This is a genomic window from Faecousia intestinalis (assembly GCF_040096185.1).
In the GTDB taxonomy this organism is placed as follows: domain Bacteria; phylum Bacillota; class Clostridia; order Oscillospirales; family Oscillospiraceae; genus JAZOXB01.
Genome location: NZ_JBBMFF010000254.1, coordinates 16,458 through 42,103, shown reverse-complemented (window position 1 = coordinate 42,103; position 25,646 = coordinate 16,458). Strand labels below are relative to the sequence as shown.

Annotated in this window: 25 protein-coding genes; 15 read left to right on the top strand and 10 right to left on the bottom strand. The window is 62.4% G+C overall.

Going from position 1 to position 25,646, the window contains the following annotated elements; all coding sequences use genetic code 11:
* The first annotated feature begins 7 nt into the window (after nucleotides 1–7).
* Entirely contained in the window at nucleotides 8–1,012 is a 1,005-nt protein-coding gene (locus tag WMO66_RS12210; RefSeq protein WP_349136699.1) for an aspartate-semialdehyde dehydrogenase, read from the top strand.
* A 51-nt stretch (nucleotides 1,013–1,063) separates the two neighbouring features.
* Here WMO66_RS12210 and WMO66_RS12205 read toward each other — a convergent pair whose 3' ends face one another.
* From WMO66_RS12205 to WMO66_RS12180, 6 genes are all read right to left on the bottom strand, one after another.
* The gene (locus WMO66_RS12205) at nucleotides 1,064–1,840 is read right to left on the bottom strand and encodes a YlmH family RNA-binding protein (RefSeq protein ID WP_349136698.1); all 777 of its coding nucleotides are present in this window, start codon (nucleotides 1,838–1,840) and stop codon (nucleotides 1,064–1,066) included.
* A gap of 268 nt (nucleotides 1,841–2,108) precedes the next feature.
* Nucleotides 2,109–2,387, bottom strand: a complete 279-nt coding sequence (locus tag WMO66_RS12200; RefSeq protein WP_349136697.1) for a zinc-ribbon domain containing protein — start codon at nucleotides 2,385–2,387, stop codon at nucleotides 2,109–2,111.
* 241 nt (nucleotides 2,388–2,628) lie between these two features.
* On the bottom strand, nucleotides 2,629–3,666 hold the full coding sequence (gene ruvB, locus WMO66_RS12195; RefSeq protein ID WP_349136696.1) for a Holliday junction branch migration DNA helicase RuvB: 1,038 nt from the start codon (nucleotides 3,664–3,666) through the stop codon (nucleotides 2,629–2,631).
* A gap of 4 nt (nucleotides 3,667–3,670) precedes the next feature.
* Complete coding sequence (ruvA, locus tag WMO66_RS12190; protein WP_349136695.1) at nucleotides 3,671–4,276, bottom strand: Holliday junction branch migration protein RuvA; 606 nt, start codon at nucleotides 4,274–4,276, stop codon at nucleotides 3,671–3,673.
* The gene (ruvC, locus tag WMO66_RS12185) at nucleotides 4,276–4,779 is read right to left on the bottom strand and encodes a crossover junction endodeoxyribonuclease RuvC (RefSeq protein ID WP_349136694.1); all 504 of its coding nucleotides are present in this window, start codon (nucleotides 4,777–4,779) and stop codon (nucleotides 4,276–4,278) included. Before ruvC ends, ruvA begins: the two co-directional genes overlap by 1 nt.
* Nucleotides 4,760–4,960, bottom strand: coding sequence for a hypothetical protein (locus tag WMO66_RS12180; RefSeq protein WP_349136693.1), 201 nt, complete (start codon nucleotides 4,958–4,960; stop codon nucleotides 4,760–4,762). The genes ruvC and WMO66_RS12180 overlap by 20 nt, the downstream gene beginning before the upstream one ends.
* 159 nt (nucleotides 4,961–5,119) lie before the next feature.
* Here WMO66_RS12180 and miaB point away from each other — a divergent pair, with 159 nt between their 5' ends.
* From miaB to ileS, 11 genes are all read left to right on the top strand, one after another.
* Nucleotides 5,120–6,523: a tRNA (N6-isopentenyl adenosine(37)-C2)-methylthiotransferase MiaB gene (gene miaB / locus WMO66_RS12175; RefSeq protein ID WP_349136692.1), complete on the top strand. Its 1,404-nt coding sequence runs from the start codon at nucleotides 5,120–5,122 to the stop codon at nucleotides 6,521–6,523.
* 24 nt (nucleotides 6,524–6,547) lie between these two features.
* Entirely contained in the window at nucleotides 6,548–9,139 is a 2,592-nt protein-coding gene (gene mutS, locus WMO66_RS12170) for a DNA mismatch repair protein MutS (RefSeq protein WP_349136691.1), read from the top strand.
* A 20-nt stretch (nucleotides 9,140–9,159) separates the two neighbouring features.
* A complete protein-coding gene (locus WMO66_RS12165) occupies nucleotides 9,160–9,897 on the top strand; it encodes a CPBP family intramembrane glutamic endopeptidase (protein WP_349136690.1) in 738 nt (245 codons plus the stop codon).
* A 7-nt stretch (nucleotides 9,898–9,904) separates the two neighbouring features.
* Nucleotides 9,905–11,872 carry a DNA mismatch repair endonuclease MutL gene (gene mutL, locus WMO66_RS12160; RefSeq protein WP_349136689.1) on the top strand — a complete coding sequence of 656 codons (1,968 nt, stop codon included), beginning with the start codon at nucleotides 9,905–9,907 and terminating at the stop codon, nucleotides 11,870–11,872.
* A 2-nt stretch (nucleotides 11,873–11,874) separates the two neighbouring features.
* Nucleotides 11,875–12,819 (top strand): tRNA (adenosine(37)-N6)-dimethylallyltransferase MiaA, encoded by a 945-nt coding sequence (gene miaA / locus WMO66_RS12155; RefSeq protein WP_349136688.1) that lies wholly within the window; start codon nucleotides 11,875–11,877, stop codon nucleotides 12,817–12,819.
* Nucleotides 12,820–12,878: 59 nt separating this feature from the next.
* A complete protein-coding gene (gene hfq, locus WMO66_RS12150) occupies nucleotides 12,879–13,094 on the top strand; it encodes an RNA chaperone Hfq (protein ID WP_349136687.1) in 216 nt (71 codons plus the stop codon).
* A gap of 56 nt (nucleotides 13,095–13,150) precedes the next feature.
* Nucleotides 13,151–14,371, top strand: coding sequence for a biotin/lipoyl attachment domain-containing protein (locus WMO66_RS12145; protein ID WP_349136686.1), 1,221 nt, complete (start codon nucleotides 13,151–13,153; stop codon nucleotides 14,369–14,371).
* Nucleotides 14,368–15,081, top strand: a complete 714-nt coding sequence (locus WMO66_RS12140) for a YggS family pyridoxal phosphate-dependent enzyme (protein WP_349136685.1) — start codon at nucleotides 14,368–14,370, stop codon at nucleotides 15,079–15,081. Before WMO66_RS12145 ends, WMO66_RS12140 begins: the two co-directional genes overlap by 4 nt.
* A gap of 34 nt (nucleotides 15,082–15,115) precedes the next feature.
* On the top strand, nucleotides 15,116–15,601 hold the full coding sequence (locus tag WMO66_RS12135; RefSeq protein ID WP_349136684.1) for a cell division protein SepF: 486 nt from the start codon (nucleotides 15,116–15,118) through the stop codon (nucleotides 15,599–15,601).
* A 44-nt stretch (nucleotides 15,602–15,645) separates the two neighbouring features.
* On the top strand, nucleotides 15,646–16,452 hold the full coding sequence (locus tag WMO66_RS12130) for a DivIVA domain-containing protein (RefSeq protein ID WP_349136683.1): 807 nt from the start codon (nucleotides 15,646–15,648) through the stop codon (nucleotides 16,450–16,452).
* Nucleotides 16,453–16,774: 322 nt separating this feature from the next.
* Nucleotides 16,775–19,570 (top strand): isoleucine--tRNA ligase, encoded by a 2,796-nt coding sequence (gene ileS, locus WMO66_RS12125; protein ID WP_349136682.1) that lies wholly within the window; start codon nucleotides 16,775–16,777, stop codon nucleotides 19,568–19,570.
* Nucleotides 19,571–19,707: 137 nt separating this feature from the next.
* On the opposite strand, the gene WMO66_RS12120 is transcribed toward ileS, so the two are convergent.
* The 4 genes from WMO66_RS12120 to WMO66_RS12105 form a co-directional block, all read right to left on the bottom strand.
* The gene (locus WMO66_RS12120; protein WP_349136681.1) at nucleotides 19,708–20,031 is read right to left on the bottom strand and encodes a type II toxin-antitoxin system RelE/ParE family toxin; all 324 of its coding nucleotides are present in this window, start codon (nucleotides 20,029–20,031) and stop codon (nucleotides 19,708–19,710) included.
* A complete protein-coding gene (locus tag WMO66_RS12115) occupies nucleotides 20,028–20,324 on the bottom strand; it encodes a type II toxin-antitoxin system Phd/YefM family antitoxin (RefSeq protein WP_349136680.1) in 297 nt (98 codons plus the stop codon). The genes WMO66_RS12120 and WMO66_RS12115 overlap by 4 nt, the downstream gene beginning before the upstream one ends.
* 98 nt (nucleotides 20,325–20,422) lie before the next feature.
* Nucleotides 20,423–21,574, bottom strand: coding sequence for a glycoside hydrolase family 172 protein (locus tag WMO66_RS12110; protein ID WP_349136679.1), 1,152 nt, complete (start codon nucleotides 21,572–21,574; stop codon nucleotides 20,423–20,425).
* 41 nt (nucleotides 21,575–21,615) lie between these two features.
* Nucleotides 21,616–22,632: a LacI family DNA-binding transcriptional regulator gene (locus WMO66_RS12105; protein ID WP_349136678.1), complete on the bottom strand. Its 1,017-nt coding sequence runs from the start codon at nucleotides 22,630–22,632 to the stop codon at nucleotides 21,616–21,618.
* 422 nt (nucleotides 22,633–23,054) lie between these two features.
* Between WMO66_RS12105 and WMO66_RS12100 the strand changes: the two genes are divergently transcribed.
* The 3 genes from WMO66_RS12100 to WMO66_RS12090 all read left to right on the top strand — a co-directional run bounded on the left by WMO66_RS12100 (nucleotide 23,055) and on the right by WMO66_RS12090 (nucleotide 25,610).
* A complete protein-coding gene (locus tag WMO66_RS12100) occupies nucleotides 23,055–23,735 on the top strand; it encodes a YczE/YyaS/YitT family protein (RefSeq protein ID WP_349136677.1) in 681 nt (226 codons plus the stop codon).
* Entirely contained in the window at nucleotides 23,732–24,166 is a 435-nt protein-coding gene (locus WMO66_RS12095; protein ID WP_349136676.1) for a cytidine deaminase, read from the top strand. The genes WMO66_RS12100 and WMO66_RS12095 overlap by 4 nt, the downstream gene beginning before the upstream one ends.
* 271 nt (nucleotides 24,167–24,437) lie before the next feature.
* Nucleotides 24,438–25,610, top strand: coding sequence for a BMP family lipoprotein (locus WMO66_RS12090; RefSeq protein ID WP_349136675.1), 1,173 nt, complete (start codon nucleotides 24,438–24,440; stop codon nucleotides 25,608–25,610).
* The last annotated feature ends 36 nt before the right edge of the window (nucleotides 25,611–25,646 follow it).

The window sequence follows — 25,646 nt, the reverse complement described above, 5'->3', positions numbered from 1 at the left end:
TATTACCATGAAATTGTATAAAGTCGGTATTCTCGGTGCGACCGGTGCGGTCGGCCGCGAAATGATGAAGATCCTTGCGGAGCGTCAGTTCCCGATCTCGGAGCTGCGCTTGTTTGCCAGCAGCCGCAGCGCGGGCAAGGTCGTGGAGTGGAACGGCCGCCCCGTCATGATCCAGGAGCCGTCGGAGGAGAACTTCCGCGGCCTTGATATCGTGCTCGGCGCCGCCGAGAGCGACATCGCCCGCCTCTATGCGCCGGAGGTCGTGCGCGCGGGCGCGGTGTTTGTGGACAACTCGTCCGCCTACCGCATGGACGACGATGTGCCGCTCGTCATCCCGGAGGTCAACCCGGAGGATGTGAAGCTGCACCACGGCATCATCGCCAGCGCAAACTGCTCGACGATCATCACGGTCACGGCCGTGAACGCGCTCAACGCCATCAGCCCGATCCGCTCCATGGTCGCCTCGACGTATCAGGCTGTTTCCGGCGCAGGCGCGGGCGGCCCCGTGGAGCTGGCCGAGGAGGTCGAGGCACTGCGCACCGGCAAGCCCGTGCAGCCGAAGGTCTTCTCGCACCAGATCGCCTATAACCTCATCCCGCAGATCGGCGGCGAGCAGTACGAGGGCTATACGAGCGAGGAAATGAAGATGCAGAACGAGGGCCGCAAGATCATGCACCTGCCGGACCTGCGCGTAACGTGTACCTGTGTCCGTGTACCGGTCGTGCGCAGCCACTCCATTTCCGTCACACTGCGCTTTGACAAGCCCGTGTCCGTCCGCGAGGCACGCCATGCCATTGCCGCTGCGCCGGGCTGCCGTCTGGTCGACGACCTCGGCAACCACGAGTATCCCATGCCGCTCGACACGTCCGATCAGGACCTTGTCTATGTCGGCCGCATCCGTCCGGACCTGACTGACGACAACGGCCTGACGCTCTGGTGCTGCGGCGATCAGATCCGCAAGGGCGCTGCGACGAATACCATTCAGGTCGCGGAGCTCCTGATCGAAAAATAAGCGAAAATTAGCGAAAATTAGCACTCGGCAGCATCGCTGCCGAGTGCTTCTTTATAGATATTTGCCGAGTGTCAGGGCGAGGCGGCCCTTCTTTGTCAGCCCGCCGAGGGCGAGCACGCGCAGCTTGCCGAGCCCGCGCACGGAGACGGTGTCGTTTTCCTGCACGGCGCGGTCGGGCTTCAGGCAGGGCAGGTCGTTGAGATTGACCCGCCCGGCCGCGACGGCATCGGCCGCGCTGCCACGGCTCAGATGGAATGCGGCGGAGATCACGCTGTCCAGCCGGGGCGAGGAGACCGTCACGCGCAGCTCCTGCAGGGCCTGCGGCGGACGATCTGCCTGCGAGGGGGCGATGCGCGTGAGCGTCAGGTGGGCCCGCCCGGCGGAGGTCAGGTTGTCGAGGAGATACGGTGCAAGCTCCGCCGTGACGAACAGGTCGCATTGACGCGGCTGCAGGCACAGGTCGCCGACGGCCTCGCGGCGGATGCCGCAGCCCATGAGCGCGCCGAGCATGTCGCGGTGTCCGACGGCATTTTCCTCAAAAAATGCGGCGCGCAGGCAGGCGACCGGCCCGTTTTCCCGGTAGTCGTCCTCGTCTTCGTATTCCGGCAGCCAGTAGGCCACGGCTCGCTCCGCGTCCGGCGTGCCGCCCCAAAAGCGGCACTGCGGCAGGAGCTGCCGCAGCAGGGCCTGCTCCCGCGGCGTCAGGAACACGGTCGCGGCGGGAATGCCGCGCTGCTCCGCCCTTGTCAGCCGTTCACAGGCCTGTGCCAGCAGCAGGCGCTCTCCTTCGTCGTCCGTCAGGGCGGCGATCTGTTTCTTTCGGTCCATTGCTGTTTCCTCCGGGAAGGGAATCGCCTTGACTCCCTCTTATGCTTCACCGCCCGATATGGCGGAAAAAATGCAGAATGATGACGCAAAATCCAATTTTTGCAATTTTGACAGGCAGAGCATACCACACGGCGCGGAAAAACGCAAGTCCGGCGTTCTGCTCTGCAAAACCGACTTTGCCGCAGACAAGAGCTGTCCACGACTCGCGGACAGGGAAGCGTGAAAAACCGGCGCCCCAACGGGACGCCGGTCGTGGCTTGCGGTAAGATCAGCCGTTCTCGCGCATCTTCGCGAAGCACTCGCTGCAGTAGACCGGGCGATCGGTCTTCGGCTCGAAGGGAACACGAGCTTCGCCGCCGCAGTTGGCGCAGACAGCAGTGAAGTACTCTCTCGGGCTGCGGGCAGCATTCTTGCGAGCGTCACGGCAGGCCTTGCAGCGCTGGGGCTCATTCTGGAAGCCTCTCTCCGCGTAGAACTCCTGCTCACCGGCGGTGAACACGAATTCGGCGCCGCATTCCTTGCAAACTAAAGTCTTGTCTTCGTACATGTTGGTAACCTCTCTTGAAAAAAATTGCCCTGACGCTTCGTCCATCAAAATTGCTGGTTTTCCTGATACAGGGTCGGTTGATACGTGCCGCCAAAGCAGGCGGCGCATCCCCGGAAATCTATATCCCGTGGACAGTGCCTATTATAAGCATCTTTCCGCCCTTTGTCAATAGTGGATGAAAAAATATTTTGTTAGAAAAAAACAATTGTGCGATTTCGACGAAAAGCCTCAAAATTTCCGTTCAAAGAGTCAATTGCTCTGCATTGTTATTTTGCAGATGGAGGTGGTCGTAGGCAAGCTGCGTAACACAACGCCCGCGGGGCGTGCGTGTCAGGAAGCCGATCTGCATCAGATAGGGCTCGTAGACGTCCTCCAGCGTGACGGCCTCCTCGCCGATGGTCGCCGCGAGCGTCTCCAGGCCGACGGGGCCGCCGTTATAGTAGCGGATGATGGCCGTGAGCATGCGGCGATCCGTCGCGTCGAGCCCGAGCTTGTCGACCTCAAGCTTGCCGAGCGCGTGGTCGGCCGCCTCGCGGGTGATGACGCCGTCGTAATACAGCTGGGCGAAGTCGCGCACGCGGCGGAGCATGCGGTTGGCGATGCGCGGCGTGCCGCGGCTGCGGGAGGCCAGCTCCATTGCGCCGTCCGCGTCGATGCGCATGCCCATGAGGGCGGCAGAGCGCGTGATGATGCGGCACAGCTCCTCCGGCGTATACAGCTCCAGCCGGAACGACACGCCGAAGCGGTCGCGCAGCGGGGCGGAGAGCTGCCCGGCGCGCGTTGTGGCGCCGATGAGCGTGAAACGCGGCAGATCGAGCCGGATGGAGTTGGCCGATGGCCCCTTGCCGACGATGATGTCGATGGCAAAATCCTCCATGGCGGGGTAGAGGATCTCCTCCACGGCGGTGTTCAGGCGGTGAATTTCATCAATAAAGAGAATGTCGCCCTCGGAGAGGTTCGTCAGCAGCGCGGCCAGATCGCCCGCCTTTTCGATGGCGGGGCCGGACGTCACGCGGATATGCACGCCCATTTCGTTGGCGATAACGCCGGCAAGCGTCGTCTTGCCGAGGCCGGGAGGACCGTAGAGCAGCACATGGTCGAGTGGCTCGTTGCGGCGGCGTGCGGCCTCAATGTAAACAGACAGGTTTTCCTTGACCTTCTCCTGCCCGTTATATTCCGTCAGGCGCTTCGGCCGCAGCGAGAATTCGGACTCGTCTGCGGGCGTGAAGCTCGTTGTTACGAGCGGGGCCTCGTAGTCCTGTGAAAAATCGATGCTCATGTTCTTACCTCATCACCATGGCGCGCAGGCACTGCCGCACGATCTCTTCCGTCTTCATGCCCTCGGGCTCAAAGCTGCGCAGCGCCGCCGTGATCTCCTGCGGGCGGTAACCGAGCTCGGCCAGTGCGGCCTGCGCCAGCGCCAGCGCGCTGCCGGAGGCGGCGGGCACATCCCCGGCCGGGAGCGAAATGCCGCCCTCTGCCGGTGCGGCGCCACCGAGCTTGTCCTTCAGCTCCAACAGGATGCGCTGGGCCAGCTTTTTGCCGACGCCCGGCGCGGCCGTCAGGGCCTTCTCATCCTGCGAGAAGATGGCAAGCGCAAAGCGGTCCGGCGTGGTGGACGACAGAATGGCCAGCGCGGCCTTCGCGCCGACGCCGGTCACGCCGAGCAGCAGCTCAAAATTCCGCAGCTCCTCGCGCGTGCTGAAGCCGTAGATATCGAACGCATCCTCGCGGATGCTGCAGTAGGTATAGAGCCTCGCGCGCTCGCCCACATGCAGGCGCGAGAGCGTATAGGACGACGTCCGGCAGGCGTAGCCGACACCGCCGCAGTCGATGACGGCCAGATTGCTCTCGAGAAGCGTGACCTCACCGTTGAAATAATAAAACATTACGGTTTTCCTCCCATGAGCCGTGCCAGCTGCGACGTGGACGAGCGCGCATGGCACAGCGCGATGGCGATGGCATCGGCCGCATCGTCCGGCCGGGGCATGCGGTCCAGCCGGAGCAGGCGGCGCGTCATATCCATGACCTGATGCTTCTCCGCCTTGCCGTAGCCGACGACGGCCTGCTTGACCTGCATGGGCGTGTATTCAAACAGCGGCACGCCCGCCCGCTCGATGGCGAGCAGGATGACGCCGCGTCCGTGCGAAACGCCGATGCCGGTCGTGATATTGTGCCCCCAGAATAGCTCCTCCACGGCGACGGCCTCGGGCTTCGTGACCTCCAGCAGCTGCGTCATGTCCTCAAACAGAATGTTCAGCCGCTGCGGGAACGGCAGCCCCGCCGGGGTCGTGACCGTGCCGTAGCGCAGCAGGGCATAGGTCCCGCGCTCCGCCCGGATGAGGCCGAAGCCGGTCGTCGCATAGCCGGGATCAACCCCGAGTATAACCAAAGAGCTTCTCCGGCCATTCCGGCACGGCGATATTCAGCAGCCAGCTGGCGATGCCGAGCACGACGATGGCAAACAGCACCCACGCCAGCACGCGCTTCCACTTCGGGCTGGGCACAAATTCGGACTGCGGCGCCTCCGGCGTCTCCTGTACGGCGGGCATGTCCTTCTGATTTTCTTCCATGGATATCACCTCTGGAGTATCATATCATACTTTTCCGAATGGGGCAAGATAAAAACGAAAGTGGGATGCTTCCGGGGAATCCCCACTTGCAATGGGGCGGAAAGAATGATAAAATACTAAACTGAATAAGAATCTCATGAATTGGGAGGAACTCCTCTTTTGGAAAAGAAAACGACTGTGATCTCTCCCGAGGCTCTGCAGCGGCAGGAGGGCTTCTGCGGACGGGTGCGCGAATACTGGCAGGCGCAGGGAATCACGCCTGTGGCCTTTGTGGAGACCTACGGCTGCCAGCAGAACGAGGCGGATTCCGAGCAGATCCGCGGCATGCTCGAGCACTGCGGCTACGGCCTGACGGACGGCCCTGAGGGCGCGGACCTCGTCATCTTCAATACCTGCGCCATCCGCGAGCACGCCGAGCAGCGCGTGTTCGGCAACGTCGGCGCGCTCGTGCATACCCGCCGCCGCCACCCGCGGCAGAAGATCTTCCTGTGCGGCTGTATGATGGGCCAGCCCGCCGTGGTCGAGCGCGTGCGCAAGTCCTATCCCTATGTGGACGGCGTGTTCTCCACACACCACCTGTGGGAGCTGCCGCAGCTGCTGCTCGGCGTGCTGACGACAGGCAAGCGCGTGTTCTCCGTGGAGGATTCTGCCGGAGCCATTGCCGAGGGCCTGCCCGTCGTGCGCGAGAATAAGCTCAAGGCGTGGGTCTCCGTCATGTACGGCTGCAACAATTTCTGCTCGTACTGCATCGTGCCCTATGTGCGCGGCCGAGAGCGCTCCCGCCAGCCGGAGGACATCCTGCAGGAGTGCCGCGCGCTGATCGCGCAGGGCTATAAGGAGATCACGCTGCTCGGCCAGAACGTCAATTCCTACGGCAAGGACCTCGGCCTCGGCGTGGATTTCGCCGACCTCATGGCGCAGATCGCGAGCCTGCCGGGCGATTTCCGCCTGCGCTTTATGACGTCCCATCCCAAGGATGCCAGTCATAAGCTGTTTGACACCATCGCGGCCTATCCGAAGATCTGCAAGCAGTTCCATCTGCCGTTCCAGTCCGGAAACGACCGTGTGCTCCACGCCATGAACCGCCGCTATACGAGCGCGCAGTATCTCGAGCTCGTGGATTACGGCCGCAGCCTCATGCCGGAGCTCGTGCTCACGTCCGATGTCATCGTCGGCTTCCCCGGCGAGACGGAGGAGGAATTTGAGGACACGCTGCGCCTGATCGGGCGCGTGCGCTATGACGCGCTGTTTACGTTTATTTTCTCGCCGCGCGGCGGCACGCCCGCGGCCTCCATGCCAGATCCCACGCCGAAGGAGGAGAAAAACCGCCGCTTCGACCGCCTCGTCGCCCTGCAGAACCGCATTTCGGAGGAAAAGCACCGTGCCTATATCGGCCGGACGTTCCGCGTGCTCATCGACGGACGCGACGGCGACCTGCTCACGGCCCGCACGGACGGCGGCCGCCTCGTGCGCCTGTCTGGCGGCGACGGGCTCATCGGCCAGTTCCGCGATGTGCGCATCACGGGCAGCACGACGTGGAGCCTGACGGGCGAGCTCGCCTGACGGCACGACAGAAGGAGAAGAAGTATGGCTGAACTGACGCCGATGATGCGGCAGTATCTGGAGATCAAGGAACGGCACCCGGACTGCATCCTGTTTTTCCGTCTGGGCGATTTTTATGAAATGTTTGCCGACGATGCCAAGCTTGCTTCCCATGAGCTTGACCTGACGCTCACAACGCGGGACCGCGGCAAGGAGAAGTCCGAGCAGGTCCCCATGTGCGGCGTGCCGTATCACTCGGCAGAGAGCTATATCGCAAGGCTCGTCGCGCGCGGCTACAAGGTCGCCATCTGTGAGCAGATGGAGGACCCTGCGCTGGCCAAGGGCCTTGTCAAGCGGGATATCACCCGTATCGTCACGCCGGGAACGGTCATCGAAAGCTCCATGCTCGACGAGAGCCGCAACAATTATTTTGCCTGCGTCTTCGGCGAGGGCGGGCGCTACGGCCTGAGCTTCTGCGATATTTCGACCGGCGCGTTTTATGCCACGCAGGCCGAGGGTGCAGAGGCCATGGAGCGCGTCATCTCCGAGCTGGGGCGCTTTGCCCCGGCCGAGGTGCTGCGTGGCGGCGACGCGGCCAAAAGCGAGGAGCTGACCCGCACACTGCAGGAGCGGCTGAGCTGCTGCGCCGATCTTGGCGCGGTCGAGCTGTTTGCTCCGCAGGAGACGGCACAGCTTGTGGAAAAACAGTTCGGCAGGCCGCTCGATGAGCTTGGCCTCACGGAGCGGCCAGAGGTCTGGCGCAGTGCGGGCGCACTGCTGCGGACGCTCTGTGAGCTGCAGAAAACAGGCCTTTCCCATGTGCGGGAGCTGGAATTCTATGTCAGCGGCCGCTTTATGGAGCTGGATCTCAGTGCCCGGCGCAATCTGGAGCTGACGGAGACCATGCGCGCGGGGGAAAAGCGCGGCAGCCTCCTGTGGGTGCTGGACCATACCAAAACGGCCATGGGCAGCCGCATGCTGCGCAGCTGGCTGGAAAAGCCGCTGCTCAGCCCGAAGCGCATCAACGCGCGCCTCGACGCCGTGGAGGAGCTGACGAAAAACAGCATCGGCCGCGACGAGCTTGTGCACATGCTGCAGGATGTCTCGGACTATGAGCGCGTGACGGCCCGCATCGTCACAGGCGCGGCGAACTGCCGCGACCTGGTTTCGCTCGGAAACGGCTGTGAGCCGCTGCCGGAGCTGCGCGCTGCCATCGGCGGGCTGCATGCCTCGCTGTTCGGCGTGCTGCTGGACGAATTGGACGACCTTTCCGACCTGCGGGACGAAATTCGGAACGCCATTGTGGACGAGCCCCCGTTTTCCGTGCGCGAGGGCGGCATGATCCGCGACGGCTACAGCGAAGAACTGGACCAGCTGCGTGACATCGTCTCGGGCGGCAAGGGAACGCTGGCTCGCATCGAAGCCGAGGAGCGCGAGAAGACCGGCATCAAGACCCTGCGCGTCGGCTACAACCGCGTGTTCGGCTATTATATCGAGGTCTCAAAGGGCCAGACGGCCCAGGTCCCGGAGACCTACATCCGCAAGCAGACGCTCACAACGGGCGAACGCTATATCACGCCGGAGCTCAAGGAGCTCGAGCGCACGATCCTGACGGCAAAGGACCGCATCACGGCGCTGGAATACGAGCTGTTCTCACAGGTGCGCCAGCATCTGGCCGACCAGTCCGCCCGCATCCAGCGCACGGCGCGCGCCGTGGCCGCGCTGGACGTGCTGACGAATTTTGCGGCGCTGGCCGCCCGGCAGAATTACTGCCGCCCGGAGATCGACCTCTCCGGCGAGCTGCACATCACGGACGGCCGCCATCCCGTCGTGGAGCAGGTGCTCAAGGATGCGCTGTTCGTCCCGAACGACACGGCGCTCGACTGCGGCGCGAACCGCGTTGCCATTCTGACCGGCCCAAATATGGCCGGTAAATCGACCTATATGCGGCAGGTTGCTCTCATCGTGCTGATGGCGCAGATGGGCTGCTTCGTCCCGGCGCGCACGGCGCGCATCGGCGTGGTGGACCGCATCTTCACACGCATCGGCGCCTCGGACGATCTGGCCTCCGGCCAGTCCACGTTCATGGTGGAGATGACGGAGGTCGCGGAGATCCTGAAGCACGCGACGTCGCACAGCCTGCTCATCCTCGATGAGATCGGACGCGGTACGTCGACATTTGACGGCATGGCCATTGCCCGCGCCGTTCTCGAATATGCCGCCGACAAAAAGCGCATCGGCGCAAAGACGCTCTTTGCCACGCACTATCATGAGCTGACGGACATCGAGCAGGAGATCGAGGGCGTGCGGAACTACAACATTGCCGTGCGCAAGCGCGGCGCGGACATCGTGTTCCTGCGCAAGATCGTCCCCGGTGCGGCCGACGATTCCTACGGCGTCGAGGTCGCGCGGCTGGCGGGCCTGCCGGATAAAGTCGTCTCCCGCGCGCGGGAGCTGCTGCGGGCGCTTGAGAGCGGCGCGCCCGTGCGCACGGTGCGCGTGGCGGCGGACGACCAGATCTCCATCACGAGCATGGAGAACGACGCCCTGCGGCGGAAGCTCGAATCGCTTGCGATCGAGACCATGACGCCGATCGAGGCCATGAACGCCCTGTTCGAGCTGAAGAAAATGCTCTGACGGAAAGGAGAGAATGCCGGATGAGCTGGATGTTTCCCCGCCGCAGCGGGATCCGGGCGCCCGAGCCGCGCGAATGGATCCTCGGCGCACTGTATCTGCCTGTTTTTCTCTTTTTTTTGAATTTTGCGATCCTTACCTACTTTCCGGCACTCGGCTTTCCGCTGACGGAGCCGCGCAATTACTTTTTTGCGAATCTGCTCTATATGACCGTGAATTTTGCCGTCATGCTCCTGATCTTCCGCCGCACGCTTTGGCAGTCACTTCGGGAATTCGAGGGGAAAATGCTTCTGAGCGTGCTGATCGGCTTTGGCATGTGCTATGGCGCGAACCTTGTGCTGACGACGGCCTATACGGTATTGGATATCATGCCGGAGAACTATAATCAGGAGGCCGTCAACTCCCTGCTCGGCGGTTACCCGCTGGCCATGACGCTCTGCACCGTCGTGCTCGCGCCGCTGGCGGAGGAGTGCCTGTTCCGCGGCGTGTTGTTTGCGCCGCTGGCGCGCAGATGCCTCCCGGCTGCCTATGCGCTGTCCATGTTCCTGTTTGCGGGGATGCATGTGTTCCAATTCCTTGGCTCCATGACTGCGGCCAATACGATCCTGTGCCTGAGCCTCTATCTCCCGGCGAGCTTCTCGCTGTGCTGGGTCTATCAGAAGACGGGCAACATCTGGGCCTGTATTTTCCTGCATATGTTCATCAATTTCCAATCTGTGCTCGCGAGCCTTCTGCGCTCGCTGATGCAAGCGTTCCTGTGAGGTAGTTATGCCAAAGATCCAACAGCTTTCTCCCCATGTCGCCGACCTGATCGCCGCTGGCGAGGTCGTGGAGCGCCCGGCCAGCGCCGCAAAGGAGCTGGTCGAAAACGCCATCGACGCCGGGGCCCATAAGGTCACAGTCGAGCTGCGCGACGGGGGCATGACGTTCCTGCGCGTGACGGACGACGGCTGCGGCATGGCGGCAGAGGATGTGGAGACGGCCTTCCTGCGCCATGCCACGAGCAAGCTCCATGAGGCGGCCGATCTGGAGGCCATCCACACGCTCGGCTTCCGCGGCGAGGCGCTGGCGGCCATTTCCTCCGTCTCGCGCATCGACGTGCTGACGAAGACGGCGGACGCGCCCTTCGGCACGAGTCTGCATCTCGAGGCGGGCGTTGTGACGGAGCGCGGCGAGGCGGGCTGCCCGAACGGCACGACCATGCTCGTGCGCGACCTGTTTTACAATACACCTGCGCGCATGAAGTTCATGAAGCGAGACTCCGTGGAGGCCTCCGCCGTGCTCAGCACGGTGCAGCGCCTTGCGCTGGCTCATCCGGAGGTCGCCGTGCGCGTGCTGCGCGACGGGCAGGAGCAGCTCTCCACGCCCGGCGACGGCAAGCTCCTCAGCGCGATCTATGCCGTCATGGGCCGCCAGACCGCGCAGGAGATGACCCCGGTGGACGGGAGCTGGGACAAGCTCTCCGTCACGGGCTTTGTGACCCGCCCGGCCGCGACGCGCGGCACGCGGGGCAGCCAGATCTTTTTTGTCAACGGGCGGCATGTCCGCTCCAAGCTCATGACGGCCGCGCTCGAGCAGGCCTACCGCAATCAGCTCCTGCAGGGTCGTTTCCCGGCCTGCGTGCTGCATCTGCACCTGCCGGAGCATCTTGTGGACGTCAATGTGCACCCCGCGAAGACGGAGGTGCGCTTCCTGCGCGAGCAGGAGGTGTTCGACTGCGTGCATTACGGCGTGCTCGGCGCACTGGAGCAGGCCTCCGGCCGCGTGCAGATGAAGCTGAAGCCGCAGAACGACGGAAATTCTGCCTTCCGCACCATGTCGGCGGCGGAATACCGCGCCGCAGCGGCCGCCCTGCAGGACGGCCCGCGCCCGGCGGCCTCCCGCACGGTGCTCGAGCAGATCGGCTCGCTGACGGAGCGCCGCGACGGTGCGGCGCTTGCCTCGCCGAAGCCGGTGCAGCCTGTGACTCGCCCCGAACCGCCCTGTCCGGCTCCGCAGCCTGCTGCGCCGGTGCAGCAGCGGGAAGCGCCCGTACAGATGCCGCCTCCGCAGCCCGAGCGGCAGACGCCCGGGAAGCACGGTGAGCCGCCGGTAAAGCGCGAGGAGCCGGCCCGGCCGGAGCCAAAGCAGACGGAAGAGACGCAGCAGGAGCTCCCGCTGCCCAAGGTACCGGATTACCGCATCATCGGCGAGGCGCTGAACACCTACATCCTCGTTGAGCAGGCAGGGAGTCTGCTCCTCATTGATAAGCATGCCGCGCACGAGCGCATCCTGTTTGAAAAGCTCCGCGCCGACACGGAACCTGTGATGCCGCAGCTGCTGCTCACGCCTGTGCTGTGCGAGCCGGAGCGCGAGGAGGCGGCCGTGCTGCTGGAAAATGCCGAGCTGCTGGCGCAGTACGGCTATGAGATCTCGGATTACGGCGACGGCGTGCTCGCCATCCGCCAGATCCCCACGGAGATCGCGCCGGACGACGCCGCGCAGAGTCTGACCGCGCTGGCGGCCGAGCTTCTGACCGGGCGGCACGCCGACCCGACGGAGCTGCGCGACCGCCTGCTGCACACCATCGCCTGCAAGGCCGCCATCAAGGGCGGCTGGCACACCGACCCAAAGGAGTGGGAGGCTGTGGTGCACGAGGTGCTGACGCGCAATGACCTGAAATACTGCCCGCACGGCCGTCCCATCTGTCTGGAGCTGACGGCTTCGCAGCTTGAGCGGCAGTTCAAGAGGGCCTGACCATGGAGCAGCGAGACAATATGATCTGCATCGTCGGCCCGACGGCCTCCGGCAAGACGGCCCTGTCCGTCCGGCTGGCGCAGGCGCTCGGCGGTGAGATCGTTTCGTTCGACTCCATGCAGGTCTACCGCCGCATGGATATCGGCACGGCAAAGCCCACGCCCGAGGAGCGCTGCGGCGTGCCGCACCACATGCTCGACGTGGCCGACCCGGCGGAGAATTACTCCGTCAGCCGCTATGTGCAGGAGGCGGATGCCTGCGTGCAGGACATCCTGTCACGCGGGAAGCCCGTCATTCTGGTCGGCGGCACGGGGCTTTATATCGATTCTCTCATCGCGGGGCGGCAGTTTGCGCCGCTGCCGCAGACCGGCAGGCGCGAGGCCCTGGAGCGCCGCGCGGCCGAGGAGGGCGCACAGCCGCTTCTGGACGAGCTGCGCGCCGTGGACCCCGAGCGGGCGGCGCGGCTGTCCGTCTCGGACGTAAAGCGCATCGTCCGCGCGCTGGAGATCTGGCAGGAGACCGGCAGGACCATGACGGACTTCGACCGGGAGAGCCGGGCGATCCCGCCGCGCTACCGGCCGCTGTGGCTCGGCCTGCACTTCCCGGAGCGCGCGCAGCTCTATGCCCGCATCGATCTGCGCGTGGAGCTGATGTATGCGCAGGGACTTGCGCAGGAGGTCCGCGCGTTGCTTGACAGCGGCGTGCCGGACCGGGCGACGAGCCTGCAGGCCATCGGCTATAAGCAGGTCGTGCAGGCGCTGGAGGAGGGCCTGCCGCCGGAGGCGGCGCTCGGGACCATCCAGCAGGCCACGCGGCGCTATGCCAAGCGCCAGATGACGTGGTTCCGCGCCAATCCCGCCGTGCAGTGGCTCGATGCCTCTGCGGGCGCAGACGAGATTTTCCGCGCGGCCCTGCAAAAAGCGGCCGATTTCGACAGCGGAATCTGATACAATCGTGGTATTCCAACACCGGCTGAGCCGGAAAACAAAGAAAAGGAGTACCACATATGGCAAACACGGAAAATTTGCAGGATCTGATCTTAAACGAGGTGCGCCGCGAGCACACGGCCGTGACCATGTTCCTCATGAACGGCTTCCAGCTCAAGGGCATCGTGACGGGCTTTGACAACTTCGTCGTTGTGCTCAGCTCGGACGGCAAGCAGCAGATGATCTACAAGCACGCCATCTCCACGCTTGTCCCGGCGCAGCCCGTTCGTACCTGAAGACCCTGCTCCCGCGGGCCGCGGGCCGAGTGCCCCGGCCGGACAGGAGTACCCAGATGAAAAAGCAGGGAGACCTTTACCTAAAAATCGTATCCATCGTATTGGCAGGCATCGTGGTGGCCTATCTCGTGCTGTCGGTCCTTTTCGGCAGCGGCGGGAGCAGCTACACCCTCGAGACTGCCGTGCGCTGCGAAGCCGGCGACGGGCAGACCGTTTCCGGCTTTGTGGTGCGTGAGGAGGAGATCATCACGGCCTCACAGCCCGTTGTGGTCTGCGCCCTGACCGAGGGCGAGCGCGTCGGCAGCGGGCAGTGCGTGGCAGACGGCTATCAGACCTCTGCGGCGCGCGAAAAGCGCGACAGGCTCACGGCCCTGCAGGAACAGCTTTCGCAGCTGCGCTATGCGGCCTCCGGCACGGCAGGGGAGGACACGACCCAGACGGACGACGCCATCGAAAAGGCCCTCGGCGAGCTGGCTGCACTGACGGCCCGCCGTGATCTGACGGAGGCCGACGATGTGATGTCCGAGCTGCAGCCGCTCGTGCTGCGCCGCAGCGTGACGGCGGACGACGCCGCGCGCATGGAGGGCCGCATCGCCGAGCTCGAGTCGCAGATCTCCGCGCTCTCCGCCGAGACGGAGCAGAGCGCCGAGGCCGTGACGGTCGAGAGCGCCGGCTATTTTTCCGAGCAGACGGACGGCCTTGAGCGCGTGCTCACGCCGGAGAGCGTGCTGCAGATGAAACCGAGCGAGCTGCGCGCCGCTGCGCAGCATGCCTCTGCCGTTCCGGGCAATGCCGTCGGCAGGCTCATCACGGGCCAGAAGTGGTATTTTGCAGCCGAGATCCCGGAGGCGCGCGCGGAGCAGACTGCCGCGGGCGAGACGCTGACCGTCAGCTTCGGACTGGAAAAGCTCTCCCAGATCAGAATGCAGGTCGAGGCCATCAGCGAGGCGGAGGACGGCGTTTGTACCATCGTGCTGTCCTGCGAGCGCGAGCCGCAGGAGGTCACGGCCCTGCGCCGCCAGAGCGCGGATATCATTTTCTCCTCTTATACCGGCCTGCGCGTGCCGAAGCAGGCGCTCTATATGGTCGATGGGCAGGCGGGCGTCTATGTGCTCGAGGGCGCGCGCGCCCGCTGGAAGCCGGTGGAGATCCTTTATGCGTACGGAGACGGCTACGTTGTCGAGCTGGATCAGTCCAGCACGGGAAACCTCTGGCCGGGCGACGATATTATCCTGACCTCGGATGACATCGAGGACGGAAAGGTGATGGAAGCATGAGCATGATCACGGAAAACGTGGCGCAGATCCGCAGCCGGATCGCGGCTGCCGCCCGGGCTGCCGGGCGCGACCCGGCGGACATCCGCCTGTGCGCCGCAACAAAAATGAACGACAGCGCCGCCGTGCGCGAGGCCATTGCGGCCGGGGTGGACTGCTGCGGCGAGAACCGCGTGCAGGAGCTGGTCAAAAAGCTGGACGAGCATGCCTATGACGGCGCTCCGGTGCACTTCATCGGCGCGCTGCAGCGCAATAAGGTCCGGCAGGTCGTCGGGCAGGTCGATGTGATCGAGTCCGTGGACCGCCGCGAGCTGCTTGCGGATATCAATGCCGAGGCCGCCAAGCGCGGCATCGTGCAGGATATCCTGCTGGAGGTCAACGCCGGCGGCGAGAAGCAGAAGTCCGGCTTCCTGCTGAAGGAATTCCCCCGGATCGTGGAAGAAATGGCAGATTATCCCGCCGTTCGCGTGCGCGGATTGATGACGGTGCCGCCGATCGGCAGGAAAAAGGGCGATAATTGCAGATATTTTCAAAAAATTCGCAGAATTGCTGTTGACATAACAGCCCAAAAATACGATAATATTTTTATGGATTTTTTGTCGATGGGAATGACGGACGATTTCGAGGACGCCATTGCCTGCGGCAGCACCATGGTGCGCATCGGCACGGCCATTTTTGGCCCGCGGAACTATGCGCCGGTAAAGAGCGATTAACGATCATATCGAAACAATATTGGAGGACGAACCCATGGGATTTATGGACGAACTGAAGAAGCTGACTCACCCGTATTCCGAACCGGAAGAGGATGATTATGATGATTATGACGACGAGCCGCTGGACAACGATCCCGCTCCCGCGCCTCAGTCTTCCCGCCGCAGCTATAGCCGCAGCACCCCGGCCGCGCAGGATACGCAGACGACCCGCGGCGGCAACAAGGTCGTGAATATCAACGCCACCACCCAGCTGCAGGTCGTGCTGGTCAAGCCGGACCGCTTTGATCTGGTCTCCGACATCGCCGATCACCTGCGCGACAAGCAGGCCGTCGTGCTGAACCTCGAGTCCACGAACAAGGACGTCGCCCGCCGTCTGGTGGACTTCCTCTCCGGCTGCGCCTATGCGCTCGACGGCAAGATCAAGAAGATCGCCATTTCCACCTATCTCATCACGCCGTACAACGTGGATGTCGTTGGCGATCTCGTTGAGGAACTCGAAAACAACGGGATGTACTTCTAAGGTGCGTTCCATCCCACGCAAGACAGAGACAGGAGCTGAAGACGATGCTGACCCCGCAGCAGATCCAGGACATCAGCTTTGAGAAGGCGCTGTTCGGCGGATACGATATGGACTCCGTCGATGACATTCTCGAGCCGCTGACCGAGGACTATGTTACCCTCTATAAAGAAAATTCCGTGCTGAAGAGCAAGATGCGCATTCTTGTGGAAAAGCTGGAGGAATACCGCAAGCAGGAGGCTTCCATGCAGAACGCCCTGCTTGCCGCGCAGAAGACGTGCGACCAGATGGTCGCGGACGCCGAGAAAAAGTGCGCGCAGATGCTGCATGAGGCAGAGGATGCCGCCAGCGCCAAGACGAACAATGTCGACGCTCTCGTCGGCGAGGAGCAGGAGCGCCTCGATGCGGCCAAGGCCGCCACATCGCAGTTCCTGGATGGCATGGAAAAGCGCCTGAAGCGCCAGCTCGAGCTTATCGACGAGCTGCGCAGGGAGACGCCGCTCACGCCCTCCCAGCCGGAGGAGCCGGAGCGCGTCCACCGCTTCACCCCGCCGGTGGAGCCGCAGACCCCCGTGCTGACCCCGAAGGAGCAGCCGAAGGAGCCGTCTCACAACCGCGCCTATGACTACGAGGCAGAGCAGTCTCATCCCTCCGCCGAGGAGAAGGCCGACGCCCTCATCGAGGAGATCGGCCAGCAGATCGAGCAGAGCCTCAGCGGCTCGACGCTCGGCGACATCGCGCAGGAGGATCACTCCGGCGATACGCGCAAGCTCGACACGCTGCACGGCTTCCCCGTGAGCAAAAAATTTGAAGATCTGCAGTTCGGGCGGAATTACGACCCGAAAAAGCGGTAAGAATCTCTGTACATTCGTACCGGAACCGAATACCGATCAAGCGACGAAGGGGACGGACCTGCGGACCCCGCGCGTTCAGAAAGCTGCCGGAGGATGCAAGGCAGACGCGCGCTGCAGGGCATCACCCCGGAGCTTTTCCCCGGAAGGGCCATGCGCCTGCGTAAGGGGAGACGGCCTGCGCCCGTTATCGCGCCCCAAGCGCCCCCGTTCCGGGGGAACAGGAGTGGTACCGCAGAGAAATCCTCTGTCTCTTGATGAGACAGAGGATTTTTTGGGACAATAACCAGTTACAAGCGTTTAAAAGAAATAAATGGAGGCATTTATGGACTATAAGAACACCATCATCACCCCGAAGACGGACTTCCCGATGCGCGCGGGCCTGCCGCAGCGCGAGCCGGGCATGCTGGAGCACTGGAACAAGATCGACGTCTACCGCCTGATGCTCGAAAAGAACGAGGGCAAGCCTGCGTTCATTCTGCACGACGGCCCTCCGTTCTCCAACGGCGATATCCACATGGGCCACGCGCTCAATAAGACGCTCAAGGACTTCATCGTCCGCTCCCATGCGATGCGCGGCTATTACACGCCCTATGTTCCCGGCTGGGACAACCACGGCATGCCCATTGAGTCGGCAATCATCAAGAAGAACAAGCTCAACCACAAGGCCATGCCGATCCCGGAGTTCCGCAATGCCTGCCAGGCCTTTGCGCAGGACTTCATCGACCGTCAGATGAGCGGCTTCCGCCGCCTCGGCGTCCTCGGCGACTGGCAGCATCCCTATAAGACCATGGACAAGGCCTTTGAGGCCGAGGAGGTCAAGGTCTTCGGCGAGATGTACCGCAAGGGCTATATCTACAAGGGCCTGAAGCCCGTGTACTGGTGCCCGAAGGACGAGACGGCGCTGGCCGAGGCCGAGATCGAGTATCAGGACGATCCCTGCACGTCCATCTACGTCAAGTTCGCCCTGAAGGACACGAAGGGCAAGCTCGAGGCTGAAAACACCTATGTTATCATCTGGACGACGACGACGTGGACGCTGCCCGGCAACCTCGCCATCGCCCTGAACCCGCAGGAGAGCTATGTTGTCGTCAAGGCGGCAAACGGCGAGCGCTATCTCGTCGCCGAGGCGCTGCTTGAAAAGACGATGAAGGCCGGCGGCATCGAGGAATATGAGATCGTCGAGCGCCATGAGGGCCGGTATTTTGAGTATATGACGGCACAGCATCCGTTCCTGCCGCGCGAGTCCCTGCTTGTCTGCGCGGACTATGTCACGATGGACTCCGGCACGGGCTGCGTCCACACCGCCCCGGGCTTCGGCGCGGACGACTATCAGACCTGCCGCCGCTATAACATCGACCTGATCGTCCCCGTGGACGACCGCGGCCGCCAGACCGAGGCTGCGGGCAAGTATGCCGGCCTGCGCTATGACGAGTCCAACGCCGTCATTCTGGCCGACCTGAAGGAGAGCGGCGCGCTGTTCGCCTCCGAGGAATTCACCCACAGCTATCCGCACTGCTGGCGCTGCAAGAGCCCGATCATCTTCCGCGCCACCCCGCAGTGGTTCTGCTCCGTCGAGTCCTTCAAGGACGAGGCCGTCGCCGCCTGTGACAATGTCAAGTGGCTGCCCGCGTGGGGCAAGGACCGCATGGTCGCCATGATCCGCGACCGCGCCGACTGGTGCATCTCCCGTCAGCGCCGCTGGGGCCTGCCGATCCCGGTGTTCTACTGCAAGGACTGCGGCAAGCCCGTCTGCACCCCGGAGACCATCGCCCACATCTCCGCCCTGTTCGGCGAGCACGGCTCGAACATCTGGTTTGAGCGCGAGGCCATGGAGCTTGTCCCTGAGGGCCTGAGCTGCCCGCACTGCGGCGGCAGAACGTTTGAAAAGGAGACCGACACGCTCGACGGCTGGTTTGACTCCGGTTCGACGCACATTGCCTCCCTGCGCCGCGAGCATCCAGACCAGTGGCCCGCGACGATGTATCTCGAGGGCGCCGATCAGTACCGCGGCTGGTTCCAGTCGAGCCTGCTGACGTCTGTTGGCGCGCTCGGGCAGGGCGCTCCGTTCCGTGAGTGCCTGACCCATGGCTGGACGGTCGACGGCGAGGGCAAGGCCATGCACAAGTCCCTCGGCAACGGCGTCGACCCGGCTGACCTCATCCGCGATTTCGGTGCAGATATCGTGCGTCTGTGGGCCGCCTCTGCGGACTACCGCGCCGATGTGCGCTGCTCGAAGGAGATCTTCAAGCAGCTCAGCCAGAATTACCTGAAGTTCCGCAACACGGCCCGTTACTGCCTCGGCAACCTCGACGGCTTCGACGCGGAGCATCTTGTTGCGCCGGAGGATATGCTGGAGCTGGACCGCTGGGCCGTCACAAAGCTCAACGAGCTGATCCGCACGGCCTTTGAAGCCTACGACAATTACGAATTCCATGTTCTGACCCACGCCATCAACGATTTCTGCGTTGTGGAGCTGTCCAGCTTCTATCTGGACATTCTGAAGGATCGCCTCTACTGCGAGTCCCGCAACGGCCTGAAGCGCCGCAGCGCGCAGACGGCGCTGTATCTCATCGTCGACGCCATGGCGCGGATGTTCGCGCCGATCCTGCCGTTCACCTGCGACGAGATCTGGCAGGCCATGCCGCATCGCGCGGGCGACGACGTGCGCAATGTCGTTCTGAACGAGATGGTGCAGCCGTATGAGGCCTATGCACTCGATGCGCAGGCCATGGCTCGCTGGGATACGCTCATCGCCCTGCGCGGCGACGTCAATGGCGTGCTGGAGCAGGCCCGCGCGGACAAGCGCATCGGCAAGGCGCTCGAGGCCCATGTTGCCCTCTGCGCCCGCGACGAGGCGGCTGCCAAGGCCCTCGAGACCGTGAAGGACATGGACCTGACGGCCCTGCTGCTCGTTTCGGATGTCATCCTGACGGACGACGACCCCGATGCCGCGAACGTGACCGGCAGCGGAACCGCCTTCCCCGGCCTGCGCATCGAGGTGCGCAACGCTGAGGGCGTGAAGTGCCCGCGCTGCTGGATGCACTCGACGAAGGCCAATGCGGACGGCCTGTGCCCGCGCTGCGCTGCCGTCATGGCAGAGCTGGACCTGGGAGAATAAACCTAGGCAGCACCGCACAATTGCATCTTCGGCCTTCGTCGGATATTTTTCGCCGAATGCTCTGGCTGAATTGTGCAGTGCCGCCAAAAATGGAGGAGGACCGATCGGCCCTCCTCCACATTTATTCCCGATTTACGTTACAGATATTGCTGCATGACGCGCAGGTAGTCGCGCCTGCCGTGGAAAATGGCCATGATATAGACCCGACCCTCGGCCCTTTCGTACCGGTAGAACAGCAGATAGTCCTTGTGCGTCAGAAAACGGAAGCCGCTGCTCTTCAGCATCCGGTCCTGCGGGAATGCGCCGGATTCCGGGAACTGCGCCAGGATCGCCGTCTGCTCCTGCAGCTCCCGGACAAAGCGGACGGCAAGCTCCCGGCTGCCGGACCGTTTTGCAAGATGAACGGCGATCTCCCGGAGATCGTTTTTCGCCGTCCCGGTGAACACGACCTGCGTGCTCATTCCTGAGGAGCCTCCAGCTCCCCGAGAAGCTCGTCAAAGACAGCGTCTGCGGACTGCACCCGGCCCAGCCGGATGTCGTCCATCGCCTGGGCAAGGTGAGCGTACATGGACAGCTTTGCCTCCAGTTCGCTGATGCGGAGCAGCTGCTCCTGATACTCCTCGTGGCTGAGAAGGACGGTGTCCTCCTTGCCGTTGACAGTGATCGCGACTGGATTCTGCCGGGTCAGGGCAGAGATCTGCGCATAATTCGTGCGGATATCCTTAGACGGCCGGATGGAAATGCCATGGTTCATAGCAACACCTCCTATTGATGGTAGTCATATTATATCCTGATTCTGCTACTATGTCAAGAAAATGATCGAGGAGGACCGTTAGGTCCTCCTCCAAATATTTATCGGACGTTTTCCTCGTTTTTGCAGAATTCGCGGCGGCCGGTCCACTCATAGAGCTTCTGATCGATCGGCAGGCGCTGCTCCACGGGGAGCATGGGGTGGAAGGGCTTGTGCGGCTCCGTCTGGTACCAGTAGGCCGTGGTAGACCAGTCGTCGCTGCGGTTGTTGTTGTGGCCGTGCTCGAACGTCACGCGGATGTGCCTGTCGAACATGATGGGGTCGAGAATGTGGAAGCGGTAATACGATGCCATGCCCTTGTAGTTGTCCATGGGCGAGAGCGTGCAGCCGTTATAGAGCGCGTGGTATTCCTGCGTCGGGCACCACGCAAGGCCGAGATAGTCCTCCATGCCTGTGCCGTGCAGACGGGGCGGCCACGGCTCATCGTCGATCAGGATGGCATCGTCGCCCTCCCCGAACCAGTCCCACTCGCTGCTGTTTTCCAGATTATGGATGTTGATGTTACAGCCGACATACTGGCCGCTGCCCTCGGCGTCCAGCAGGACGTAGTTGCCCTCTGCGGAGAGATGCTTGTCCTGCTCGCCGCCCATGATCCATTCCATATGGCGGGAGCGCGCCGAGGAGGGGATGCCGTCCGTCGGGCATTCGCGGTTCCAGAGCGCATGGAAGTACAGCGTGTTTTCCGGCAGGGACTCGACCTGCTCGTAATCGACGTAGAAATAGAAGTGCAGCGGGCTGCAGCATTCGTTCTTCACGGTGAAGCGGGCGCGCCTGCGGAACGGCATCGGAAACCAGCAGTTGAAGCCGCGGCCGTCCTCCGGTGTGATCTGCAGGGGAGCACTGGCAAAGCTCTTTGTAATGCCGTGGCCCATGCCGAAAAAGTCGCCGAGAGGCGCCTGGATGCTCGGCTCCGTTTCGTCGTCCCAGTAGACATTCAGCACGACCTTGCGGACGTTGAATTCCTCCGTGCCGATGCCGCATTCCGGGCGGCGTTTGTTCGGGTTGCCGATGGTGCAGAAAAAGTGCGTGACGATGCCGGGACCCTGCAGGTCGGCGAAGAGATACGTCTCGCCGGAGGGAATGAGGACATTGTCGTTATTGGCGCCCGTCGGGTCGCAGGAGGCGACGCGCATGCGCCTGCCTGCGCGCTTGACAAAGAGATTTTCAAGATTTGCCGGTTGATATTCGCTCATGATCGATGATTTTCCTTCCTGAAAAATAAAACGCAGTGCGCTTAAAGCTGCGCAATGCTGTGCTGCTCGTGGATGATCGTCTCGACGACGTCCTTGCGCGGTATGCGTTTTGCCGGATTGGCGACCATTTCCAGCAGGCGCTCCGCTGCGACCTTGGCCATTTTGCGGCGCGGGGAGAAAACCGAGGTGATGGCTGTTGGGGCCAGCGGAGTGATCAGCTCATCGAAGCTGACGAGCGAGATATCACGGCCGGGGGCAAGGGAGAGGTCCATACACGCGCGCACCGCGCCGGTGCAGAGCTCCTCGCTGCAGCACACGATGGCCGTTGGCGGGTCCGGCATGGTCATCATCAGCCGCGTCTGGGTATAGCCGTCCACGGCAGCCGCCGCGCAGCAGCGCACCAGTGCGGGGTCCTGCTCCACGCCGGCCTCGCGCAGGGCGCGCAGGCAGCCTGCCAGCCGGTCCGCGCCGATGTTCATGGGGCTGTTGAGCACCAAAAGACCGATGCGGCGGTGGCCCTTTTCCGTCAGGCGGCGCGTCAGCTCATAGCAGGCAGGCTCGTTGTCAAACGAGATGCTGCTGAACGAGCTGCCCGGCATGTCGCGGTCGACGAGCAGCAGCGGCTTGTCAAAGGACTCGAGGTCCTTCAGGCGCGCGGCCGTCGGCACGAGGAGCACGCCGTCGAGCATGTGGTAGAAGCGCTGCAGGAAGGCGGCGGGGTCTGCGACCGGGTCCTCGCCGCTGGCAGAGACGATGGTGAGATAGCCATGCTTGCGGAACACATGCTCTGCCGTCTGTGCGATGAAGCCGAAGAAGTCGTGCGTGAAGCTCGGCACGATAATGCCGAGGATCTTGGACTGCCCCGTGACCATGGAGGCGGCGAAATTATTTGGTACATAGGACAGCTCGCGGGCAGCCTGTTCGACACGCCGGCGCGTTTCTTCGCTGACGCGGTCCAGCCCGTTCAGCACGCGCGAGACAGTCGAAACTGCTACACCGGCCCGCTCGGCAACGTCGCGAATGGTCACGGATTGATAAGCGCGCTTTTGGCGGCCCATGGTGCATCCCTCCCGGAAAGACCTGAAATAATCATGTGTTCGTAAACAAAACCTTAGATTGACCCCGCGAAATAAGCATGTCTTTACACAATACTATTATACAGGCCATTCTACGGCTGTCAAGCATGATTTGTGATGTGCGTTTTCTTACGCTATTATGTAACAAAATAAAACATCTGTTAAGAGCGATATGCATTCCGGGCGGCGACATCAGCCGGAAAAAATCGTCAGAATGCACAATTCGCAATGGAAATATTTGTGAAAACGTTTCGATTGACACGGCGTAAAAAAAGTGGTATTCTCTTGTACGAGCCATTGAGGGAGCTGTTCACCCGACCACGTGCAGCTGTTTCCCGAGCGCCTGTTCCTTCGAAATCATCGGAATTGGTAAACTCTGCTCCGATCCGGCTCATGAGGTATGCATGAAACAAAACGCAAAATCCGCCATTTTCACCTGTGAGAACGGCAAGCGCCTGCTGCGGCAGCTGCTCCTGCTGCTCCCGGCCTGGATCGTCCTGGCACTCGGTATCGCCATGTGCGTGTTCTCGGGCGTCGGCTCCGATACGAACACCTCGTTCCAGCAGGGGCTGGGCCGCATGCTCGGCCTGCAGACCGGAACGGTCACACTGATCTTCAACTGCACCGTTCTCGCGATTTTTATCTTCGCGAATCGCTCCCTTGTGGGCCTCGGCTCCCTTGTCATCGGCTTCGGCCTCGGGCCGCTGCTGAACCTGTACCTTGACCTGCTGGGGAAGATTTTTCCGACCATGCCGCCGATGTGGGCACGCATCGCCCTTTGCACCCTCGGTGTTGTGATTTCCTGCATCGCGCTCGGCTGGTATGTACAGCTCGACGCCGGTGTGCAGCCCATGGACATGCTCATCCTGACCGTGGCAAAGCTCATCCGTAAGAGCTACGGTACGGCGATGTATGTGTACTGCGGCTTCATGCTGCTGACCACCTGGCTGACGGGCGGTGACATCGGCGTCGGCACGTTCATCAATCTGCTGCTGGGCGGCAAGCTGTGCGATGTGTTCGCCGCCATGTGGCGGCCGCTCATCCGCCGCCTTGGCGTGGGATCTAAGAAGGAGGAAACAACATGAACATCCCTGAGCTTATCCATAAGGCCATCGCGGCAAGAGAATTTGCCTATGCACCTTACTCCAATTTCTGCGTCGGCGCAGCGCTCCTGACAAAGAGCGGCAAGATCTACACCGGCTGCAATGTCGAAAATGCCGGCTACAGCGCTACGAACTGCGCCGAGCGCACGGCCTTCTTCAAGGCGGTCAGCGAGGGCGAGCGCGAGTTTGCGGCCATCGCCATCGTCGGCGGCCCGCGCGGCCCGCTGACGGAGTACTGCTCCCCGTGCGGCGTGTGCCGTCAGGTCATGGCAGAGTTCTGCGATCCGGACGAATTCCTCGTTATCCACGGCAAGACACCGGAGGATTATAAGCAGTTCACCCTGCGTGAGATGCTGCCGGAGGGCGGCTTCCCCGCTGCGAATAAGGGCTACTTTGCCAAACCCCAGGCTTAAAAAGTCGCCCCTGAATAAATCCTCTGCGGCGGATGCCGGATCTTTTCCGCCGATCCATCGGTTTGGAAAGCTTGACGTACACAAAGTACGCCTGCACTTTCCAAACCTCGACTCGACGAAAAATTCCTCGCCGTCCGCTCTTGAGAATTGAATCAGCGGCTCCCTGATTCACAAAATAACATGACATTTAGTCTGACAGCAGGCTGAATAACAACGGTATTTGGTCCGCTTGCGGACTGAGTATAAAAATGTATTACATTTAGGAGGCAACATGAAAAAGAGAATCTTCTGTCTGATTCTCGCGCTTGTCATGGTCCTGTCCCTGGCCGCTTGCGCCGGCTCCGGCAATGACAACACCGAGAACACCAAGGACACCACGACCAACACTGAGGGCAGCGAAGCTACCACTCCGGTTTCCGGCGGCGAGGCTGAGCTGGCCCTGATCACCGATGCCAACTCTATCGACGATCGCGGCTTCAACCAGTTCTCCTGGGAAGGCCTGAAGCAGTACGCCGAAGAGAACGGCAAGACCTACACCTACTACACCCCGATCGACCAGTCCACGCAGAGCTACCTCTCCGCCATTGAGGGCGCTGTCAACAACGGTGCAAAGCTCGTCGTGACCCCGGGCTTCCTGTTCGGCGAAGCCATCTACAAGGCTCAGACCATGTATCCGGACGTCCACTTCGTTTTGGTCGACTCCACCCCGACCCTTGATGACGACACCGTCATCGCAGACAACACCTGCTCCATCTTCTTTGCGGAAGAGCAGTCCGGCTTCCTGGCGGGCTACGCTGCTGTCAAGGAAGGCTATCGCAAGCTCGGCTTCTTCGGCGCTCTGGCTGTTCCTGCTGTCGTTCGTTTCGGCTACGGCTTCGTGGACGGCGCGGAATACGCTGCCAAGGAGCTCGGCCTTGAGGCTGGCTCCATTGAGATGAAGTACACCTATACCGGCGCTTTCGGCAACTCTCCTGACTTCCAGGCGAAGGCTGCTGCATGGTATCAGTCCGGCACCGAGTGCATCTTCGGCTGCGGCGGCCCGGACAACGTCTTCGCGGCCTGCGAGGCCACCGGCGGCGACTGCGTCTCCATCGGCGTTGATACCGACATGTCCCAGATCACCGAGACCTGCCTGACCTCCGCCATGAAGATGCTCACTCCGGCTGTCTACGGCGCGATTAAGGCTTACTACAACGACACGTTCCCCGGCGGCACGAGCGAGACTCTGACCATCAACGAAGACGCTGTTGGTCTTCCCATGGAGTCCTCCCGCTTCAAGAACTTCACGCAGGCTGACTATGATGCCATCGTCGAAGTCCTGAAGGCTGACAAGGACGGCGTTACCTCCGGCATCCGCCGCGATGTCGATGCGGATGGCAACACGGTCACCATCGAGGATGTTGCAGCGACCCTGCAGTATGTGACGGTTCAGGTCGTCGAGTAAACGACTATGAGATAAGGCGGACCCGGTAGGGAGCGC

Bases quoted from the DNA above. Each gene is read 5' to 3' on its own strand.
- WMO66_RS12210 (WP_349136699.1), top strand. From the start codon at position 8: ATGAAATTGTATAAAGTCGGTATTCTCGGTGCGACCGGTGCGGTCGGC.
- WMO66_RS12205 (WP_349136698.1), bottom strand. From the start codon at position 1,840: ATGGACCGAAAGAAACAGATCGCCGCCCTGACGGACGACGAAGGAGAG.
- WMO66_RS12200 (WP_349136697.1), bottom strand. From the start codon at position 2,387: ATGTACGAAGACAAGACTTTAGTTTGCAAGGAATGCGGCGCCGAATTC.
- ruvB (WP_349136696.1), bottom strand. From the start codon at position 3,666: ATGAGCATCGATTTTTCACAGGACTACGAGGCCCCGCTCGTAACAACG.
- ruvA (WP_349136695.1), bottom strand. From the start codon at position 4,276: ATGTTTTATTATTTCAACGGTGAGGTCACGCTTCTCGAGAGCAATCTG.
- WMO66_RS12180 (WP_349136693.1), bottom strand. From the start codon at position 4,960: ATGGAAGAAAATCAGAAGGACATGCCCGCCGTACAGGAGACGCCGGAG.
- mutS (WP_349136691.1), top strand. From the start codon at position 6,548: ATGGCTGAACTGACGCCGATGATGCGGCAGTATCTGGAGATCAAGGAA.
- WMO66_RS12165 (WP_349136690.1), top strand. From the start codon at position 9,160: ATGAGCTGGATGTTTCCCCGCCGCAGCGGGATCCGGGCGCCCGAGCCG.
- mutL (WP_349136689.1), top strand. From the start codon at position 9,905: ATGCCAAAGATCCAACAGCTTTCTCCCCATGTCGCCGACCTGATCGCC.
- miaA (WP_349136688.1), top strand. From the start codon at position 11,875: ATGGAGCAGCGAGACAATATGATCTGCATCGTCGGCCCGACGGCCTCC.
- hfq (WP_349136687.1), top strand. From the start codon at position 12,879: ATGGCAAACACGGAAAATTTGCAGGATCTGATCTTAAACGAGGTGCGC.
- WMO66_RS12145 (WP_349136686.1), top strand. From the start codon at position 13,151: ATGAAAAAGCAGGGAGACCTTTACCTAAAAATCGTATCCATCGTATTG.
- WMO66_RS12140 (WP_349136685.1), top strand. From the start codon at position 14,368: ATGAGCATGATCACGGAAAACGTGGCGCAGATCCGCAGCCGGATCGCG.
- WMO66_RS12135 (WP_349136684.1), top strand. From the start codon at position 15,116: ATGGGATTTATGGACGAACTGAAGAAGCTGACTCACCCGTATTCCGAA.
- WMO66_RS12130 (WP_349136683.1), top strand. From the start codon at position 15,646: ATGCTGACCCCGCAGCAGATCCAGGACATCAGCTTTGAGAAGGCGCTG.
- ileS (WP_349136682.1), top strand. From the start codon at position 16,775: ATGGACTATAAGAACACCATCATCACCCCGAAGACGGACTTCCCGATG.
- WMO66_RS12120 (WP_349136681.1), bottom strand. From the start codon at position 20,031: ATGAGCACGCAGGTCGTGTTCACCGGGACGGCGAAAAACGATCTCCGG.
- WMO66_RS12115 (WP_349136680.1), bottom strand. From the start codon at position 20,324: ATGAACCATGGCATTTCCATCCGGCCGTCTAAGGATATCCGCACGAAT.
- WMO66_RS12110 (WP_349136679.1), bottom strand. From the start codon at position 21,574: ATGAGCGAATATCAACCGGCAAATCTTGAAAATCTCTTTGTCAAGCGC.
- WMO66_RS12105 (WP_349136678.1), bottom strand. From the start codon at position 22,632: ATGGGCCGCCAAAAGCGCGCTTATCAATCCGTGACCATTCGCGACGTT.
- WMO66_RS12100 (WP_349136677.1), top strand. From the start codon at position 23,055: ATGAAACAAAACGCAAAATCCGCCATTTTCACCTGTGAGAACGGCAAG.
- WMO66_RS12095 (WP_349136676.1), top strand. From the start codon at position 23,732: ATGAACATCCCTGAGCTTATCCATAAGGCCATCGCGGCAAGAGAATTT.
- WMO66_RS12090 (WP_349136675.1), top strand. From the start codon at position 24,438: ATGAAAAAGAGAATCTTCTGTCTGATTCTCGCGCTTGTCATGGTCCTG.